Consider the following 18,525-nt stretch of genomic DNA (forward strand, 5'->3'; position numbering starts at 1 on the left):
GTCATGTAAAAACGACAGTCCCAGCCGCCGCGGGCCCCCACCCGCCCTTGCCCCACGGGGAACCACCCGGCAGGCACGCGCGTTGCGGCGAACCGGCGTCATCGACTGCCGCCCCTACGCCCGCGCCATGGACCCCACGCCGCCCTTTTCTCCGCACCTCTACTTCTGCGACGCCCGTCTCGTCGGGCCGCTCGACGCATGGCCGCAGACGTTCGCGCATGTCGCCGGCATGGGCTTCGATCATGTGCTCGTCGGCGCGTTCTGGGCCGCGAGCGTCGCCGGCTTTCCGCGCCACGTGGCCGATTTCCGGCGTCCGTCCCAAGCGTTCGCGACCCGCGCGAGCGCGCTCGAAACCTTCTCGCGGCTCGCCCAGCTCGCACACGGCCACGGGCTGCGCGTGCTGCTCGAAGTCGTGCCGGATCGGGTCGCGCGCGAGAACCCGCTGCGTGCCGAACATCCGGACTGGTATGTCGAGCGCACGCACGACGACGCGCTGATCGATCCGCGCGGCACCGCGCACGCGCTGGACGTCGCCCACGCGAATCTCGGCGATGAAGCTGCGCGCGACGCGCTGTCCGCGTGGTGGTGCCAACACCTCGCCGCGTTCGCCGATGCGGGCGCGGCCGGCTTCCTGATCGACGCGCCACATCATCTGCCGGCGGGCTGGTGGCCCGGCTGGCGCGCGGCGCTGCGCCGTACGCGCCCGGACGCCGCGGTGCTCGCCGGCGTGCCCGGCCATGCGCGCGACGCGCTGGCGCAGCTCGAAGGCGCCGGGTTCGACGCGGTGTTTTCATCGGTGCGCTGGTGGGATCTGCGCGCGCCGTGGTTCGTCGACGAACACCGGCTGCTGCGGCGGATCGGCACGCCGATCGCGTTTCCCGACGCGTTCGACGGCCCGCGCCTCGCCGACGACTGGCCCGACGCGTCGGATGACACCCTCGCCCGCGCCTATCGCCGCGCGCTGTGGACCGCTGCCGCCGTCGGCACCGGCTGGCTCGTCCCGATGGGCTTCGAGCGCGGCGTCACGATGCCGCTGATGGCGCGCGACGCCGAAGCGGCGCGCTACCGCACCGCGTTCGAGCGCGCGCGCTTCGACCTGTCGGGCACGATCGCCGATGCGAACGCGTGGCGCCGCGCCACGCCTGTGGCGGCCGCGCGCGGCGAAATCGTGCAGTTGAGCGCGCCCGGCGCACCGGCGACCGCGTTGCTGCGCGGCACCGGGCCGTCGCTCGAGCACGACGAAGCGGCGCTGCTGATCGCGTTGAATCCCGAGCTCGACGCAGCGGTGACGGTCGACCCCGCGACGATCCTGCCCGGCGTGCCGGGCGGATTCACGCGCGTCGCCACGCACGACGGCACGCACACCCACCCGCCGGCCGCGCTCGAACCGTTCACGCTCGACCCGGGCGCGTATGCGCTGCTGCATGCGTGGCAGGCGCCGCCCGTCACGACACGCCACGACGCCGCACGCGAGCGCGGTGTGCTATCCGTGGCGCTCGCGGCCGACCGGATCGCGATCGAGCGCGTCGAGCCGTCGGTCGACGGCGGCCGCTTCGCGGTCAAGCGCGTGGTCGGCGAGACGCTCGTCGTCCACGCATCGATCTTCACCGACGGGCACGCGCATCTCGCGGCCGCGCTGCAGTGGCGCGCCGCCGGCGATGACGACTGGCGCGAAATCCCGTTCGAAGCCGAACCGAACGACGGCTGGCAGGCCCGCGTCGTGCTCGACCGGCTCGGCCGCCATGAATTTCGCGTGATTGCCTGGCGCGACGACTGGGCCTCGCTCGTCCACGATGTCGCGAAGAAACACGCGGCCGGCCAGGACGTGGCACTCGAACTGCGCGAAGCGCAACTGCTGCTCGCGACCGCGCTCAAGCTCGCCGATCCGCTCGATGCGCGCGCGCGCACGCAGATGAAACGGCTCGTCGCCGAATTCAAGGACGCACCGGCCGACGCGCGGCTCGCGCAGCTCGGCGCGGCGCCGCTCGCCGACGCGTTCGCGGCGCTGCGCTACCGCCCGTTCGTCACGCACGACACGACGACCTTCCCGGTCGATGTCGAGCGCCGCGCGGCGCGCTTCTCCAGCTGGTACGAGATGTTTCCGCGCTCGGCGAGCGACGATCCGCACCGGCACGGCACGTTCGACGACGTGATCGCGCACCTGCCGCGGATCCGCGACATGGGTTTCGACGTGCTGTATTTCCCGCCGATCCACCCGATCGGCACGACGGCGCGCAAGGGCCGCAACAACAGCCTGAAGGCCGGCCCCGACGACGTCGGCAGCCCGTACGCGATCGGCTCGCCGGACGGCGGCCACACGGCCGTGCATCCGCAGCTCGGCACGCTCGACTCGTTCCGCGCGCTGGTCGATGCCGCGCGCGGCCACGGGCTCGAGATCGCGCTCGATTTCGCGATCCAGTGCTCGCCCGACCATCCGTGGCTCGCCGCGCATCCGGGCTGGTTCGCGTGGCGGCCCGACGGCTCGCTGCGCTTCGCGGAGAATCCGCCGAAGCGCTACCAGGACATCGTGAACCCCGATTTCTACGCGCCGGACGCGCTGCCCGACCTGTGGCTCGCGCTGCGCGACGCAGTGCTGTTCTGGGTCGATGCAGGCGTGCGGATCTTCCGCGTCGACAACCCGCACACGAAGCCGCTGCCGTTCTGGGCGTGGATGATCGACGACGTGCGCGGCCGGCATCCGGACGTCGTGTTCCTGTCCGAAGCGTTCACGCGGCCGGGGATGATGTATCGGCTCGCGAAGGTCGGCTTCTCGCAGTCGTACACGTACTTCACGTGGCGCGAGACGAAGCGCGAATTCATCGACTACCTGACCGAGCTGACGACCGGCCCGGCGCGCGACTTCTTCCGGCCGAACTTCTTCGTCAACACGCCCGACATCAACCCGCGCCACCTGCAGAACGCGCCGCGCACGCAGTTCGTGATCCGCGCGGCGCTCGCGGCGACGCTGGCCGGCTCGTGGGGCCTGTACTCGGGCTTCGAGCTCGGCGAATCGGCGCCGCTGCCCGACAGCGAGGAATACGCGGACGCGGAGAAGTACGAGCTGCGCTCGCGCGACTGGAGCAAGGCCGCGCATATCGGCGCCGAGGTCGCGCGGCTGAACCGCGCGCGGCGCGCCAACCCGGCGCTGCAGACGCATCTCGGCCTCACGTTCGCCGACGCGGACAACGACGCGGTGCTCGTGTTCGTGAAGGCGACGCCGGCGTTCGACAGCGTGGTCGTCGTCGCGATCAGCACCGATCCGTGGCATCCGCAGGTCGCCAACTTCACGCTCGATGCGTCGCTGTGGCGCGGCCTGGGGCTCGTCGACGGCGAACCGCTCGACGCGCTCGAACAGGACGCCACGCATGCGGAAACCTGGCGCGGGCATCGCCAGTACGTCTCGCTCGATCCGCATGTGCGCCCGTATGCGATCTGGCGGCTCACGCCGTCTCCAGGCGCCGCGCGGGCGGCGGCGCGCGAACCGGGCGACGCCCGGCCCTCCTCGGGAGCCCATGGATGATGAAACGCGAAGATTCCCTCGACGACGTACGCCGCGCGCAATTCCCGTCGCTGGCGCCGGCCGGCACCCCGCGCCGGCGCCGCGCACGCCGCCGCGCGCCGGCGCTCTGCGCGGACGATCCGCTGTGGTACAAGGACGCGATCATCTACCAGGTGCACGTGAAGTCGTTCTACGACTCGAACAACGATGGCATCGGCGATTTCCCCGGCCTGATCGCGAAGCTCGACTACATCGCCGAACTCGGCGTCGACACGATCTGGCTGCTGCCGTTCTACCCGTCGCCGCGCCGCGACGACGGCTACGACATCGCCGACTATCGCGACGTGCATCCCGACTACGGCACGCTGGCCGACGTGCGGCGCTTCATCCGCGAAGCGCATGCGCGCGGCATTCGCGTGATCACCGAGCTGGTGATCAACCACACGTCGGACCAGCATCCGTGGTTCCAGCGCGCGCGCCGCGCGAAGCCCGGCTCCACGCATCGCGACTACTACGTGTGGTCCGACACCGACACGAAATACGCGGGCACGCGGATCATCTTCCTCGATACGGAAACGTCGAACTGGGCGCACGATCCGATCGCCGGCCAGTACTACTGGCACCGCTTCTATTCGCACCAGCCGGACCTGAACTTCGACAACCCGGCCGTCGTGCGCGAGGTGATGCAGGTGATGCGCTTCTGGCTCGACCTCGGCATCGACGGGCTGCGGCTCGACGCGGTGCCGTATCTCGTCGCGCGGGAAGGCACCAGCAACGAGAACCTGCCCGAGACGCACGCGATCCTGAAGCAAATCCGCGCGACGATCGACGCCGAGTATCCGAACCGGATGCTGCTCGCCGAGGCGAACCAGTGGCCGGAAGACGTGCAGGAATATTTCGGCAACGAGGACGAATGCCACATGGCGTTCCATTTCCCGCTGATGCCGCGCATCTACATGTCGATCGCGAGCGAGGACCGCTTCCCGATCGTCGACATCATGCGGCAAACGCCGGAGCTCGCGCCGAGCAACCAGTGGGCCGTGTTCCTGCGCAACCACGACGAGCTGACGCTCGAGATGGTCACCGATTCCGAGCGCGACCTGCTGTGGCAAACCTATGCGAGCGACCGGCGCGCGCGGCTGAACCTCGGCATCCGGCGCCGGCTCGCGCCGCTGATGGAACGCGACCGGCGCCGCATCGAGCTGATCAACTCGCTGCTGCTGTCGATGCCGGGCACGCCGGTGATCTACTACGGCGACGAGCTCGGGATGGGCGACAACATCCACCTCGGCGACCGCGACGGCGTGCGCACGCCGATGCAGTGGTCGTCGGACCGCAACGGCGGCTTCTCGCGCGCCGACCCCGAACAGCTCGTGCTGCCGCCGGTGATGGGCGCGCTGTACGGCTACGACGCGGTCAACGTCGAGGCGCAGACGCGCGACCCGCATTCGCTGCTGAACTGGACGCGCCGCATCCTGTCGACGCGCCGCGCGTCGCAGGCGTTCGGGCGCGGCACGATCCGCTTCCTGCGCCCGGAGAACCGCAAGGTGCTCGCGTACCTGCGCGAGCTGGACGGCCATGACCCGGTGCTGTGCGTCGCGAACCTGTCGCGGGCATCGCAGGCCGTCGAGCTCGACCTGTCCGAATTCGCGGGCCGCGTGCCGATCGAGATGACGTCGGATTCGCCGTTTCCGCCGATCGGGCAGCTCACGTACCTGCTGACCTTTCCGCCGTACGGGTTCCTGTGGTTCGTGCTCGCCGAGCACGGCCGCGAGCCGTCGTGGCGGCAGCCGCACGCGGAGCCGCTGCCCGAATACGTGACGCTCGTGATGCGGCGCGGCGATACGCGGCCGAACGTCGAACAGCTGCACGTGCTCGCGCACGATGCCCTGCCCTCGTGGCTCGCGCGGCGGCGCTGGTTCGCGTCGAAGGACCGCGCGATCGGCACGGCCCGGCTGAACGTCGTCACACCGGTGCCGGGCGAACCGTTCCAGTATGCGGAGGCCTGGGTCGAATCCGGTGAGACGGGCGACGTCGAACGCTACGTCGTGCCGCTCGCGGCCGCGTGGGGCGGCGAGACCTCGCAGCCGCTGTTCACGCAGCTGGCGCTGGCGCGCGTGCGGCGCGGCCATTCGGTCGGCTACCTGACCGATGCGTTCGCGCTGCCGGCGTTCGCGCACGGGATGCTGCGCAAGCTGCGCGACGGCGCGACGGTGCCGACCACCGACGGCGGCCGGCTCGCGTTCCTGCCGGAAGACGCGCTCGCCGCGCTCGATCCCGGCGACGACGCCGAAGTGCGCTGGCTCGCGGCCGAGCAGAGCAACAGCTCGCTCGTGATCGGCGACGCGATCGTGCTGAAGCTGGTGCGCAAGGTCGCGCACGGCGTGCATCCGGAAGCGGAAATGAGCCGGTACCTGACGCGGATCGGCTACCCGAACACCGCGACGCTCGCGGGCGAAGTCGTGCACGTCGATCCGGACGGCACGCCGCACACGGTCGCGATCCTGCAGCGCTACGTCGACAACCAGGGCGACGCGTGGACGCGCTCGTTCGACTTCCTGCGGCGCGCGGTGGACGAGCTCGCGCTGCCGGCGGCCGACGATGAGGGCGCCGACGGCGCGAACGAGGAACCCGACGCGCTGCTCGGCTATGCGGCGTTCGCGGGGATCATCGGCACGCGGCTCGGCCAGCTGCACGTCGCGCTCGCGCAGCCGTCCGACGATCCCGCTTTCGCGCCGGAGCATGCGACGCCCGAACACGTCGACGGCTGGTGCGCGGACGCGATCGCGTCGTTCGAGCACGCGCTCGACGTGCTGCACACGCGGCTCGATGCGCTCGATCCCGCGATGCGTGCGTCGGCCGACACGCTGCTCGCGTCGCGCGACGCGGCCGTACGCGCGCTCGGCGAACTCGTTCCGCGCACGCTCGATGCGCAATGCATGCGGATCCACGGCGATTTCCATCTGGGCCAGGTACTCGACGTGCAGGGCGACGCGCTGCTGATCGACTTCGAAGGCGAGCCGGCGCGCCCGCTCGAGCACCGCCGCGCGAAATCGCATCCGCTGCGCGACGTGGCCGGCCTGCTGCGTTCGCTGTCGTACGTGAGCGCGACCGCGCAGTTCGCGATCGAGAAGGCGCCGCCGCAGGCGGCCGGCCGCAAGCGTGCACTGTTCGACCGCTTCGGGCAGGCCGCCGCCGACCGCTTCGTCGACTGCTATCGCATGGCGGCCGAGCAGGCCCCCGCGCGTTTCGTCGACCCGCGCTACGCCGATCGCCTGCTCGCGCTGTTCCTGATCGACAAGGCGTCGTACGAGCTGTGCTACGAAGCCGCGAACCGGCCCGACTGGCTGAGCGTGCCGGTCGGCGGGCTCGCCGCGCTGGTCGAGCGGCTGCTCGGCGATGGCGGCGCATCCGACGACGGAGGCACGCCATGACTGACACGCTGTTCGAACGATCCGACATCGATGCGCTGCTCGCCGGCCGTCATCCCGATCCGTTCGCGTGCCTCGGCCCGCACGGGCAGGCCGGCGAGGTCGTCGTGCGCGCGCTGCTGCCCGGCGCGACAAGCGTGCACGCGCTGTCGCCGGACGGCGCCGACCTCGGCCCCCTCGCGTGCGTCGATCGCGCCGGCTGCTTCGCGGGGACGATCCCGCGCAACGGCGGCGCGCCCCACTATCTGCTCGCGATCGACTGGCCCGACGCGCGGCAGGTGATCGACGATGCGTATGCGTTCGGCACGCTGCTCGACGACGCGGTGCTCGCGCGCTTCTCCGCCGGCGACCCGGCCGCCGTGCTCGACTGCCTCGGCGCGGTGCCCGCGCGCATCGACGACACCGACGGCGTGCGTTTCGCGGTCTGGGCGCCGAACGCGCAGCGCGTGTCGGTGGTCGGCGATTTCAACGGCTGGGACGGCCGCCGCCATCCGATGCGGCTGCGGCGGCCGTCGGGCGTGTGGGAGCTGTTCGTGCCGGGCATCGGCGCGGGCGAGTGCTACAAGTACGAGCTGCGCGCGGCCGACGGGCGCGTGCTGCCGCACAAGGCCGACCCCTGCGCGCGCGCGACCGAGGCGCCGCCGCGCACGGCGTCGGTCGTCGCCGACGTCGCGGCGCTCGACGCGTTTGCGTGGCACGACGACGGCTGGATGCACGCGCGGCCGCACGCCGACCGCTACCGCGTGCCGTGGTCGATCTACGAGGTGCATGCGGAATCGTGGCAACGCGTGCCCGAGGAGATGAACCGCAGCGCGACCTGGGACGAACTCGCCGAGCGGCTGATTCCGTACGTGAAGGGGATGGGCTTCACGCACGTCGAGTTCATGCCGATCGCCGAATACCCGTTCGGCGGCTCCTGGGGCTACCAGCCGCTCGCGCAGTTCGCGCCGTCCGCGCGCTTCGGGCCGGTCGACGGTTTCGCGCGCTTCGTCGACCGCGCGCATGCGGCCGGCATCGGCGTGCTCGTCGACTGGGTGCCCGCGCACTTCCCCGACGATCCACACGGCCTCGCGCAGTTCGACGGCACCGCGCTGTACGAGCACGCCGACCCGCGCGAAGGGCTGCATCCCGACTGGCACACCTGCGTGTTCAACGTCGGGCGCACGGAAGTCGGCGCATTCCTCGCCGCATCGGCGCTCGCCTGGGCGCGCCGGTATCACGTCGACGGCATCCGCGTCGACGCGGTCGCGTCGATGCTGTACCGCGACTATTCGCGTGCGGAAGGCGAATGGGTGCCGAACGTGCACGGCGGCCGCGAGAACCTCGAATCGGTCGCGTTCCTGCGCATGCTGAACGACACGCTGCACGGTGCGGCCGCGCCGGCCGGCGTCGTCACCGTCGCGGAGGAATCGACCGCCTGGCCGGGCGTCACCGCGCCGACCGGCGACGGCGGGCTCGGCTTCGACTTCAAGTGGAACATGGGCTGGATGCACGACACGCTCGCGTATCTGCGCGAGGATCCGGTGCATCGCCGCTATCACCACGACCGGATGACGTTCGGGCTCGTGTACGCGTTCTCCGAGCGCTTCGTGCTGCCGCTGTCGCACGACGAGGTCGTGCACGGCAAGGGCTCGCTCGTCGCGAAAATGCCGGGCGACGCGTGGCAGCGGCTCGCGACGCTGCGCGCGTACTTCGGCTTCATGTGGGCGCATCCCGGCAAGAAGCTGCTGTTCATGGGCAGCGAATTCGCGCAATGGGCCGAGTTCGCGCACGACGCGACGCCGCACTGGGACCTGCTCGACGCGCCCGCGCATCGCGGCGTGCAGCGGCTCGTGCGCGACCTGAACCGCACCTATGCGGCCGAGCCGGCGCTGCATGCGCTCGACTGCCACGCGGCCGGCTTCTCCTGGCTGATCGGCGACGACCGCGACAACAGCGTGTTCGCGTTCGCGCGCCGCGACGACGCGGGGCACCTGGTGGTCGCCGTCTGCAACTTCACGCCGGTGCCGCGCGCGAGCTATCGCGTCGGCCTGCCCGCGCCCGGACAGTGGCGCGAACTGATGAACACCGATGCCGCGCCCTACGGCGGCACCAACGCCGGCAACGACGGCGCCGTGTGGGCCGAAGCCGTGCCCGCGCATGGCGAGGCGTGGTCGGCCACCCTGCGCCTGCCGCCGCTCGCGACGCTGTGGCTGCGCCCCATCTGAATGCTTGCGCCCTCGACACGGAGATCCCCCGCATGCCGACTGCCCTGCCCGCCCGTCTCGAATCCGGCCGCAGCTACCCGCTCGGCGCGACCTGGGACGGCCTCGGAACCAACTTCGCGGTGTTTTCCGCGCACGCGCACCGCATCCAGCTGTGCGTGTTCGATCCGACCGGCCGCAAGGAGCTGGCGCGCCTCGACCTGCCCGAATGCACCGACGAGATCTGGCACGGCTACCTGCCCAACGCGCATCCGGGCACCGTGTACGGGTTTCGCGCGGACGGCCCGTACCAGCCGCAGCACGGCCATCGCTTCAACCCGACCAAGCTGCTGCTCGACCCGTACGCGCGCAAGCTGGTCGGCCAGTTCCGCTGGTCGGACGCGCTGTTCGGCTACCGCCTGCATTCGAACCGCGCGGACCTGTCGATGGACCGGCGCGACTCGGCGCCCGCGATGCCGAAGTGCGTGGTGGTCGACGAGGCGTTCGACTGGAGCACCGACCGGCGCCCGCGCGTGTCGTGGCGCAACACGGTGATCTACGAGACCCACGTGCGCGGCGCGTCGATGCGGCGTGCCGGGTTGCGCCCGCCCGAGCGCGGGACGTTCGCGGCGTTCGCGCATCCGGCGTTCATCGATCACCTGCTGTCGATCGGCGTGACGACGGTCGAGCTGCTGCCCGTTCACGCGTTCCTGCAGCAGCGCGCGCTCGTGAACCGCGGGCTGCGCAACTACTGGGGCTACGACACGGCCGCGTTCTTCGCGCCGGAGCCCGCGTATCTCGCGACGCGGCGGCTCGACGAGATGCGCATCGCGATCCGCCAGCTGCATGCGGCCGGCATCGAGGTCGTGCTCGACGTCGTCTACAACCATACGTGCGAGGGCAACGAGCTCGGCCCGACGCTATCGTGGCGCGGCCTCGACAACGCGAGCTACTACCGGCTGATGCCGGACAACCGCCGCTTTCATGTCGACGAGACCGGCTGCGGCAACACGCTGAACCTGTCGCATCCGCGTGTCGTGCAGATGGTGATGGATTCGCTGCGCTACTGGGCTACCGCGTTCAACATCGACGGCTTCCGCTTCGACCTCGGCGTGACGCTCGGCCGCGAGGAACACGGCTTCGATCCCGGCGCGGGGTTCTTCGACGCGCTGCGGCAGGACCCGGTGCTCGCGCAGCGCAAGCTGATCACCGAGCCGTGGGATCTCGGCCCCGGCGGCTACCAGCTCGGCCGCCACCCGCCCGGTTTCGCCGAGTGGAACGACCGCTTCCGCGACACCGTGCGGCGCTTCTGGCGCGGCGACCCGGGCCAGCGGCCGGAGCTCGCCGCGCGGCTCGCGGGCTCGGCCGACCTGTTCAACCACCAGCGGCGCCATACGTGGGCGTCGGTCAATTTCATCACCGCGCACGACGGCTTCACGCTCGCCGATCTCGCGTCGTATTCGGCGAAACACAACGAAGCCAACGGCGAGGACAACCGTGACGGCCGCGACGACAACTGCAGCGCGAACTGGGGCGCCGAGGGGCCGACCGACGACGCGGCGATCCGCGACGTGCGTGCCCGCGTCGCGCGCTCGATGCTCGCGACGCTGTTCACCGCGCTCGGCACGCCGATGCTGGTGGCCGGCGACGAGTTCGGCCGCACCCAGCACGGCAACAACAACGCGTACTGCCAGGACAACGAGCTGTCGTGGCTCGACTGGGATCAGGCGCGCGGCGACGAAGCGGTGACGCTGATGCGCTTCGTGTCGCGGCTTGCCGCGCTGCGGCGCATGTATCCGGTGATGTCCACGCCAGGCTATCCGTCGGGCGACCGCGAAGCGGCGCCGGGCATGGCGGAGATCGGCTGGTTCGACGAGCGCGGCGACGCGATGACCGTGCCCGCGTGGCAGGACCGCGAGCGGCGCGCGCTGACGATGCGGCGCGTCGGCACGGGCCGCACCGGGCGCACCGAGGCGCTGCTCGTGATGCTGAACGCGTCGTCCGAGACGGTCGTGTTCGCGCCGCCCGCGCCGGCGCTCGACTATCGCGTGCTGGTCGACACGGCCACGCCGGACGCCGGCCCGCGCTCGTGGCCGGCCGACGGCCTCGCCGTCGCCGCGCACGCGGCCGCGATCGCGGTGGCCGCCGTGCCGACCGACCTGTCTCCGGGAGACCCGACATGAGATCACGCCCCGCCCGTCCATCCGGTTCGCACGCGTTCGACACGTCGTTCGGCGCGACCTGCGTCGAGCCCGACCGCACGCGCTTCCGGCTGTGGGCGCCCGCGAGCCGCACGGCCGCCGTCGAAATCGAAGGCGAAAACCGGCCCGCCGCCCCGATGACCGCGATGGGCGACGGCTGGTTCGAGGCCGTCGTGCCGTGCGGCCCCGGGACGCTGTATCGCTACCGGCTCGACGGCGATCTCGTGGTGCCCGATCCCGCGTCGCGCTTCCAGCCCGGCGGCGTGGACGGCCCGAGCCAGGTCGTCGATCCGGCTGCGTACCGCTGGCGCCACGACACGTGGCGCGGCCGCCCGTGGCACGAGACGGTGCTGTACGAGCTGCACATCGGCGCATGCGGCGGCCACGCGAGCGTCGAGCGGCGGCTGCCAGATATCGCCGCGCTCGGCGTGACCACGATCGAGCTGATGCCCGTCAACACGTTTCCCGGCGCGCGCAACTGGGGTTACGACGGCGTGCTGCCGTTCGCGCCCGATCCGTCGTACGGGCGGCCCGAGGAACTGAAAGCGCTGATCGATGCCGCGCACGGGCTCGGGCTGCAGGTGTTGCTCGACGTCGTCTACAACCACTTCGGCCCGCAAGGCAACCTGCTGCCGCGCTACGCCCCCGCATTCTTCCGCGCGGACCGGCAGACCGCATGGGGGCCGGCGATCGACTTTTCGCGGGAGCAGACGAGCGCGTTCTTCATCGAGAACGCGCTGTACTGGCTCGACGAATTCCGTTTCGACGGGCTGCGCATCGATGCCGCGCACGCGATCGACGACGACGCGTGGCTGCGCGAACTCGCGCGCCGCGTGCGCGCGTACGCGGGCGACACGCGCCATGTGCACCTCGTGCTCGAGAACGAGCGCAACGCGGCGAGCCTGCTCGGGCCCGGCGGTTTCGACGCGCAATGGAACGACGATTTCCACAACAGCGCGCACGTGCTGCTGACGGGCGAGCGCGACGGCTACTACCGCGCCTACGCCGACGCGCCGTTGCGCCATCTGGCGCGCACGCTCGGCGAGGGCTTCGCGTACCAGGGCGAACCGTCGCCGCTGCACGACGGCGCCCCGCGCGGCGAACCGAGCGCGCACCTGCCGCCGACCGCGTTCGTCGCGTTCCTGCAGAACCACGACCAGGTCGGCAACCGCGCGTTCGGCGAACGGCTGCGCACGCTCGCGAACGAAGACGCGGTGCGCGCGGCGACCGCGCTGCTGCTGCTTGCGCCGTCGATCCCGCTGCTGTTCATGGGCGAGGAAGACGGCAGCACGCAGCCGTTCCAGTTCTTCACCGACTATCGCGGCGCGCTCGCCGACGCGGTGCGCGAGGGCCGGCGCCGCGAATTCGCGGCTTTTCCGGCGTTCACCGATGCCGCGCATCGCGACGCGATTCCCGATCCGAACGACATCGCGACGTTCGTGCGTTCGACGCTGCACGGCAGCAGCGACGAAACCACACCCGACACCGACGCCTGGCGGCGCTTCTACCGCAGCGCACTGACCGTGCGTGCGGCGCTCGTGACGCCGAACCTGCCCGGCGCCCGCGCGCTCGGCGTCGACCTGCTCGCGGGCGACGGCGACCCGCAGGCGCTCGCCGCGCGCTGGCGCCTCGGCGACGGCAGCACGCTGACGATCGCGTTGAACCTCGGCGCGCACGACGCGGTGCTGCCCGCGCTGCCGGTCGGCAAGATCGTGTTCGAGACGCCGCCACGTGCACGCGACCGGCTGCGCGACCTGCGGCTGCCGCCCCGCGCGTGCATCGCGTGGCGCGACGGCGAGGTCAACCACGATGCGCGGCAGCACCGCCTGAATGGGCAGGGACGATCATGACTTCCGACGTGTCGATCACCGAACTCGCGCGCGCGGCCGGCCTGGAATCCGACTGGACCGATGCGGGCGGCATCGCGCGGCGGGTGGACGATGACGCCCTCGTCGCGCTCGTCGACGCGCTCGGCTGGCCGTGCGGCACGGCGACCCAGCGGGTGGAAAGCGCCGCCGCGCTCGCCGACGCGAACGCGGCGCCCCCGCGCATCGTCACCGGCGACGCCGGCCTGCCGCTGACCCTGCCGGCCGCGATCGCCCCGCCCGGCGCGCGCTTCCGGGTCACGTTCGAAGCCGGCGGGCATGTCGACGGGCGCGTGGGCGGCGAAGGCGAAGGCGAACACGGCACGCTGCCGCCGCTCGCGATCCCCGGCTACCACGCGCTCGACGTCGGCGACCAGCGCATCGGGCTCACGATCGCGCCGCCGCGCCCGCAACCGGTCGACCCGCGCGCGGCGGAGGCGGGCGGCCGCTGGGGCATCGCGGCGCAGCTCTACAGCCTGCGCCGCACCGGCGACGACGGCGCGGGCGACTACACCGCGCTGGCGCGGCTGGCCGCGCATGCGGCACGGCACGGCGCGCAGGCGGTGGCGATCAGCCCGACGCACGCCGGCTTTCCGGCGCTGCCCGCGCACGACAGCCCGTATTCGCCGTCGTCGCGGCGCTGGCACAACGTCGCGTATCTCGACTGCGACGCGGTGCCGGGCGCCGCTGCCGTGCCTCACGCAACCGGTGCCGCGGCCGACGCACCGCTGATCGACTGGCCGCACGTGCTGCCGCTGAAACTGCGGCGCCTGCGTGCGTGCTTCGACGCATGGCGCGCCGGCGACGACCCGTCGCGTGACGCCTTCCAGCGGTTTCGCGCCGCGGGCGGTGCGGCGCTCGAGGCGCATGCGCGCTTCGACGCGTTGCAGTCGTTCTGCCTCGAGCACGGGGCGGGCGTTGACTGGCGGAAATGGCCGGCGCCGTGGCGCGAGGCGGGATCGGCTGAAGTCGACGCGTTCGCGCACGCCCATGCCGATACGGTCGCGTTCCACACGTACCTGCAATGGTGCGCGTCGCGCGCGCTCGGCGACGCGCAGCACGCGGCCCGCGGTGCGGGCATGGCCACCGGGCTGATCGCCGATCTCGCGGTCGGCTCCGATCGCGCGGGCAGCGACGCGTGGGCGCACGGCGCGACGCTGCTGCGCGGCGTGTCGCTCGGGGCGCCGCCCGACCTGTTCAATGCGGCCGGCCAGGCGTGGGGCGTGACGACCTGGACGCCCGCCGCGCTCCGTGCGGAAGGCTTCGTGCCGTTCGTCGAACTGTTGCGCGCGGCGTTCGCGCATGCGGGCGGCATCCGCATCGATCACGTGCTCGGCTTCGCGCGGATGTGGATCGTGCCGGACGGCGGCTCGCCGCGCGACGGCGCGTACCTGCGCTATCCGGTCGACGATCTCGTGCGGCTCGTCGCGCTCGAGGCGGCCCGTCATCGCGCGCTCGCGATCGGCGAGGATCTCGGCACGGTGCCGGCCGGTTTCCGCGAACGGCTCGGCGCGCAGGGCATCGCCGGGATTCGCGTGCTGTGGTTCGAGCGCGACGCCGACGGCACGTTCCGGCCGCCGTCGGCATGGGATCGCGATGCGATCGCGATGACGTCGACGCATGATCTGCCGACCGTGGCCGGCTGGTGGCGCGGGGTCGATCTGGCCTGGCGGCGGATCGCGGCCGAGGCGGCGCAGCAGTCCGACGACGGGGAGGCGCGCAATGCGGCGCCGCGTGCGCGGGCGGACGAGACGAGCGAGCACGAGCAGGACGACACCGTGCCCCGCGCGGCCCCCTCGGCCAACGCCACGCCGCCTCCGGAAGCCGGCCCGGCCGCCCCGCCGCCCGCCGTCGATCCCGACGTCGTCGCCGCACATGCGGCGCGCGCCACCGAACGCGCGGCGCTGTGGCGAGCGTTGCAGCATGCGGGCTGCGCGCCGGCCGGTGACGCCGCCCCCCCGCCGGCTGATGCGCCGCCGGTCGCCGAGATACTCGCGTACGTCGCGCGCAGCCCGTCGCCGCTCGCGATCCTGCCGCTCGAGGATCTGCTTGCGCTGGACATGCAGCCGAACCTGCCGGGGCCGCCTTGCGGGCACCCGAACTGGCGGCAGCGCCTGCCGCGCGCGATCGACACGCTGTTCGACGCCGACGTGCGCGAGCGCATCGCGGCCGTGGTGCGCGCACGCGGTTCGCGGGAGCCCGGCCCATGACGCCACGCGCGACGCTGCGACTGCAGCTGCATGCGGGCTTCACGTTCGACGACGCGGCCGCGCACGCCGGCTATTTCGCGCGGCTCGGCGTGAGCCACCTGTACCTGTCGCCGATCGCGACGGCCGAACCCGGTTCGCGGCACGGCTACGACACCGTCGATTACGGCACGCTCAACCCCGAGCTCGGCGGCGAAGCCGGTTTCGTCCGGCTCGTCGATGCGCTGCGCGCGCACGGCCTGGGCGTGATCGTCGACATCGTGCCGAACCACATGGGCGTGGGCGGCTCGTCGAACGGCTGGTGGAACGACGTGCTCGAATGGGGCCCCGCGAGCCCGTACGCGCACCATTTCGACATCGACTGGCATCCGCCCGACGCGACGCTCGACGGCAAGGTGCTGCTGCCCTGCCTCGGCACGCCGTACGGGGAAGCGCTCGCGGCCGGCGACATCACGCTCGACGCCGATCCGGCCACCGGGCGCTTCTTCGTGTCGTGCCCCGGGCGACGCCTGCCGGTGGCCGCCGCCACCTACGCGGAGCTCCTGCGCATCGCGAACCGTGCGGACCTGAACGCGCTCGCCGAACGCTTCGACGCCGCGCCGCCGCGCGACAGCACGCGACTGGCCGCCGCGCATGCGGCGCTGCGCGATCACGCGGCCGCGCACGGCCCGCATGCGCTCGACGCGGTGCTGCGCGGCGCCGATCCGCGCCGCGCGCGCTCGCGCGCCTGCCTGCACCGGCTGCTCGAACGCCAGCACTACCGGCTCGCGTGGTGGCGCACGGCCGCCGACGAGCTGAACTGGCGGCGCTTCTTCGACATCGCGACGCTCGCGGCCGTCCGCGTCGACGACGATGCGGTGTTCGATGCCGTCCATGCGCTGCCGCTGCGGCTGCATGCGGCCGGCTACATCGACGGCCTGCGCGCCGATCACGTCGACGGCCTCGCCGATCCGCGCGCGTACGGCCGGCGGCTGCATCAACGGCTTGCCGCGCAACGCGACGCGCGGCCGTACATCGTCGTCGAGAAGATCCTCGCGCCCGGCGAGACGCTGCGCGACGACTGGGCCGTCGACGGCACGACCGGCTACGACTTCATGAACGACGTCGGCGCGCTGCTGCACGATCCGGCCGGCGCCGCGCCGCTCGCCGCGCACTGGGCCCACGTGTCGGGTTCGTCGCGCACGTTCGCGCAGGAAGCGCTCGACGGCAAGCGGCGCGTGCTGATGCGCCAGCTCGCCGTCGAGCATGCGCGCGCCGCGCGGGCGTTGCACCGCGTGGCGAGGGCGGCGCCCGCGACGCGCGACGTCAGCCGGATCGCGATTCGGCGCGTACTGGGGGAACTCGCGGTGCAGTTGCCCGTGTACCGGATGTATCCGGTGCAGGACGAAGAACCGGCCGACGCCGACCGTCGCGTGCTCGCGCAGGCGTACGAACGGGCGGTCGAGGCCGTCGATCCTGCCGACCGGTTCGCACTCGATCACGTCGCCACCTGGCTCGGGTGGCCGGTCGTACGCGTGCCGCGCGCGGACGCCGCCGCGCTGCACGCGGCGCGCGTCGCGTTCGCGCAGCTCACCGCGCCGCTGGCCGCGAAGGGCGTCGAGGATACGGCCCACTACCGTTACGGCCGGCTTCTGTCGCGCAACGAAGTCGGCGCCGACGCGGGCGACTTCAGCCTGTCGCGCGGCGCGTTCCATGCGCGCAATCGGCGCCGCGCGCGCACCGTGCCGCACGGGCTCGTCGCCACCGCCACGCACGACCACAAGCGCGGCGAGGATGCGCGTGCGCGGCTGGCCGTGCTCAGCGAAATGCCCGACGCGTGGCGCGCGGTGTCGCTCGACTGGTCCGCGCTCAACCGGCCGCATCGCGGCGGCGCGCATCGCGAGCTCGCATGGGCGCCGGGGCCGGCCGCCGAGGCGATGCTGTACCAGACGCTCGTCGGCTGCTGGCCGCCCGAACTCTCGCCTGACGACGCGGCGGGGCGCGCGGCGCTCACCGAACGCGTCGTGCAGTGGCAGACGAAAGCGCTGCGCGAGGCGAAGCTTCACACCGACTGGCTCGCGCCCGATCTACGCTACGAGCGCGATTGCGAAGCGTTCGTCCGCGCGATCCTGAAGCCGCGCGGCCCAGGCGACTTCGCCCATCGGCTGCATGCGTTCGTCGCGCGGATCGCGCCGGCCGGCGTCGTCAACAGCCTGACGCAGGCCGTGCTGCGGATGGCATCGCCCGGCGTGCCCGACCTGTATCAAGGATCTGAAGCATGGGACCACTCGCTCGTCGATCCGGACAACCGCCGCGACGTGCCGTTCGCGGCGCTCGCGGCCGAGCGGGTCGACGGGCCGGTCGCGTCGTATCTGGCGACGTGGCCCGATGCGCGCGTGAAGCGGGCGCTGGTCGAGCGCATGCTGGCGCTGCGCGCGCGATGGCCGGCGACGTTCGCGGACGGCGCGTACGTGCCGCTGCGCGTACGCGGCCCGCTCGGGCGTCATGCGGTGGCGTTCGCGCGGTGCAGCGACGAGGCCACCGTGGTGGTGGTCGCGACACGGCTTGCGGGCCGGTTGCTCGGCGAAGCACCGGAATTGCCGCGCGTGGAACCGGCGCAATGGGGCGATACGGCGGTCGTGCTGCCGCGCGATATCGACGGGCCGTGGATGGATGGACTGGAGGCGGGGGATGCGGTCGACGTGGCGGGAGGCATTTTGCCGCTCGACCGCTGCCTGGCGTCCTTGCCTGTCGCGGTGCTCGTCGCCGCGCATCCGCCCGTCACGCGTCGGTGACGTCGGGCTCGCGCGCGTCGTTGCGTTGCACGCACTGCACGACCGACAACCCGTCGGCCGTCAACGCGGGCCGGCGCTCGCCGGACGCGTCGTCGTGCTGCATCACGATCAGGTGCTGTTCAACCAGCGCGAGGACATCCTCGCGGTCGATCTGGATCTGCTCCGGTGCGCGATGCACCAGGAGCAGCGTGGCGAATTCATGTGCGGTCAGCATGCTCGTTCCCCGTTGGCGGCTACGCGAGATGCGCGCCGGCGATCAGCCATGCATGCAGGGACCGTGCCGGGTTGCGTGCCGCCCCCGTCATCCGTGCTGCCTGCGCGCGGCGCGATGTGGCACCACACCGCGGCCCGTGCGCGGTGCAAAG

At 72.2% G+C, this 18,525-nt stretch carries 8 protein-coding genes; 7 read left to right on the forward strand and 1 reads right to left on the reverse strand.

Annotated elements, in window-relative coordinates; all coding sequences use genetic code 11:
- The first annotated feature begins 127 nt into the window (after nucleotides 1–127).
- The 7 genes from LGM89_RS22175 to treY are packed head-to-tail and all read left to right on the forward strand — an operon-like array spanning nucleotide 128 to nucleotide 18,160.
- Nucleotides 128–3,520 (forward strand): maltotransferase domain-containing protein, encoded by a 3,393-nt coding sequence (locus tag LGM89_RS22175; protein ID WP_226273887.1) that lies wholly within the window; start codon nucleotides 128–130, stop codon nucleotides 3,518–3,520.
- Nucleotides 3,520–6,933 carry a maltose alpha-D-glucosyltransferase gene (treS, locus tag LGM89_RS22180; protein WP_089498622.1) on the forward strand — a complete coding sequence of 1,138 codons (3,414 nt, stop codon included), beginning with the start codon at nucleotides 3,520–3,522 and terminating at the stop codon, nucleotides 6,931–6,933. The genes LGM89_RS22175 and treS overlap by 1 nt, the downstream gene beginning before the upstream one ends.
- Entirely contained in the window at nucleotides 6,930–9,137 is a 2,208-nt protein-coding gene (gene glgB / locus LGM89_RS22185) for a 1,4-alpha-glucan branching protein GlgB (protein WP_089498621.1), read from the forward strand. Before treS ends, glgB begins: the two co-directional genes overlap by 4 nt.
- A gap of 32 nt (nucleotides 9,138–9,169) precedes the next feature.
- The gene (gene glgX / locus LGM89_RS22190; protein WP_226273888.1) at nucleotides 9,170–11,296 is read left to right on the forward strand and encodes a glycogen debranching protein GlgX; all 2,127 of its coding nucleotides are present in this window, start codon (nucleotides 9,170–9,172) and stop codon (nucleotides 11,294–11,296) included.
- Nucleotides 11,293–13,164 carry a malto-oligosyltrehalose trehalohydrolase gene (treZ, locus tag LGM89_RS22195; protein ID WP_226273889.1) on the forward strand — a complete coding sequence of 624 codons (1,872 nt, stop codon included), beginning with the start codon at nucleotides 11,293–11,295 and terminating at the stop codon, nucleotides 13,162–13,164. Before glgX ends, treZ begins: the two co-directional genes overlap by 4 nt.
- Nucleotides 13,161–15,389, forward strand: coding sequence for a 4-alpha-glucanotransferase (gene malQ / locus LGM89_RS22200; RefSeq protein WP_226273890.1), 2,229 nt, complete (start codon nucleotides 13,161–13,163; stop codon nucleotides 15,387–15,389). The genes treZ and malQ overlap by 4 nt, the downstream gene beginning before the upstream one ends.
- Nucleotides 15,386–18,160 carry a malto-oligosyltrehalose synthase gene (gene treY, locus LGM89_RS22205; RefSeq protein ID WP_226273891.1) on the forward strand — a complete coding sequence of 925 codons (2,775 nt, stop codon included), beginning with the start codon at nucleotides 15,386–15,388 and terminating at the stop codon, nucleotides 18,158–18,160. Before malQ ends, treY begins: the two co-directional genes overlap by 4 nt.
- Here the strand turns inward: treY and LGM89_RS22210 are convergent.
- Nucleotides 18,147–18,374 carry a hypothetical protein gene (locus LGM89_RS22210; RefSeq protein WP_089429619.1) on the reverse strand — a complete coding sequence of 76 codons (228 nt, stop codon included), beginning with the start codon at nucleotides 18,372–18,374 and terminating at the stop codon, nucleotides 18,147–18,149. The two genes, treY and LGM89_RS22210, sit on opposite strands and share 14 nt — an antisense overlap.
- Nucleotides 18,375–18,525 lie beyond the last annotated feature (151 nt).

Source organism: Burkholderia sp. AU31624, from assembly GCF_020420065.1.
Classification (GTDB): domain Bacteria; phylum Pseudomonadota; class Gammaproteobacteria; order Burkholderiales; family Burkholderiaceae; genus Burkholderia.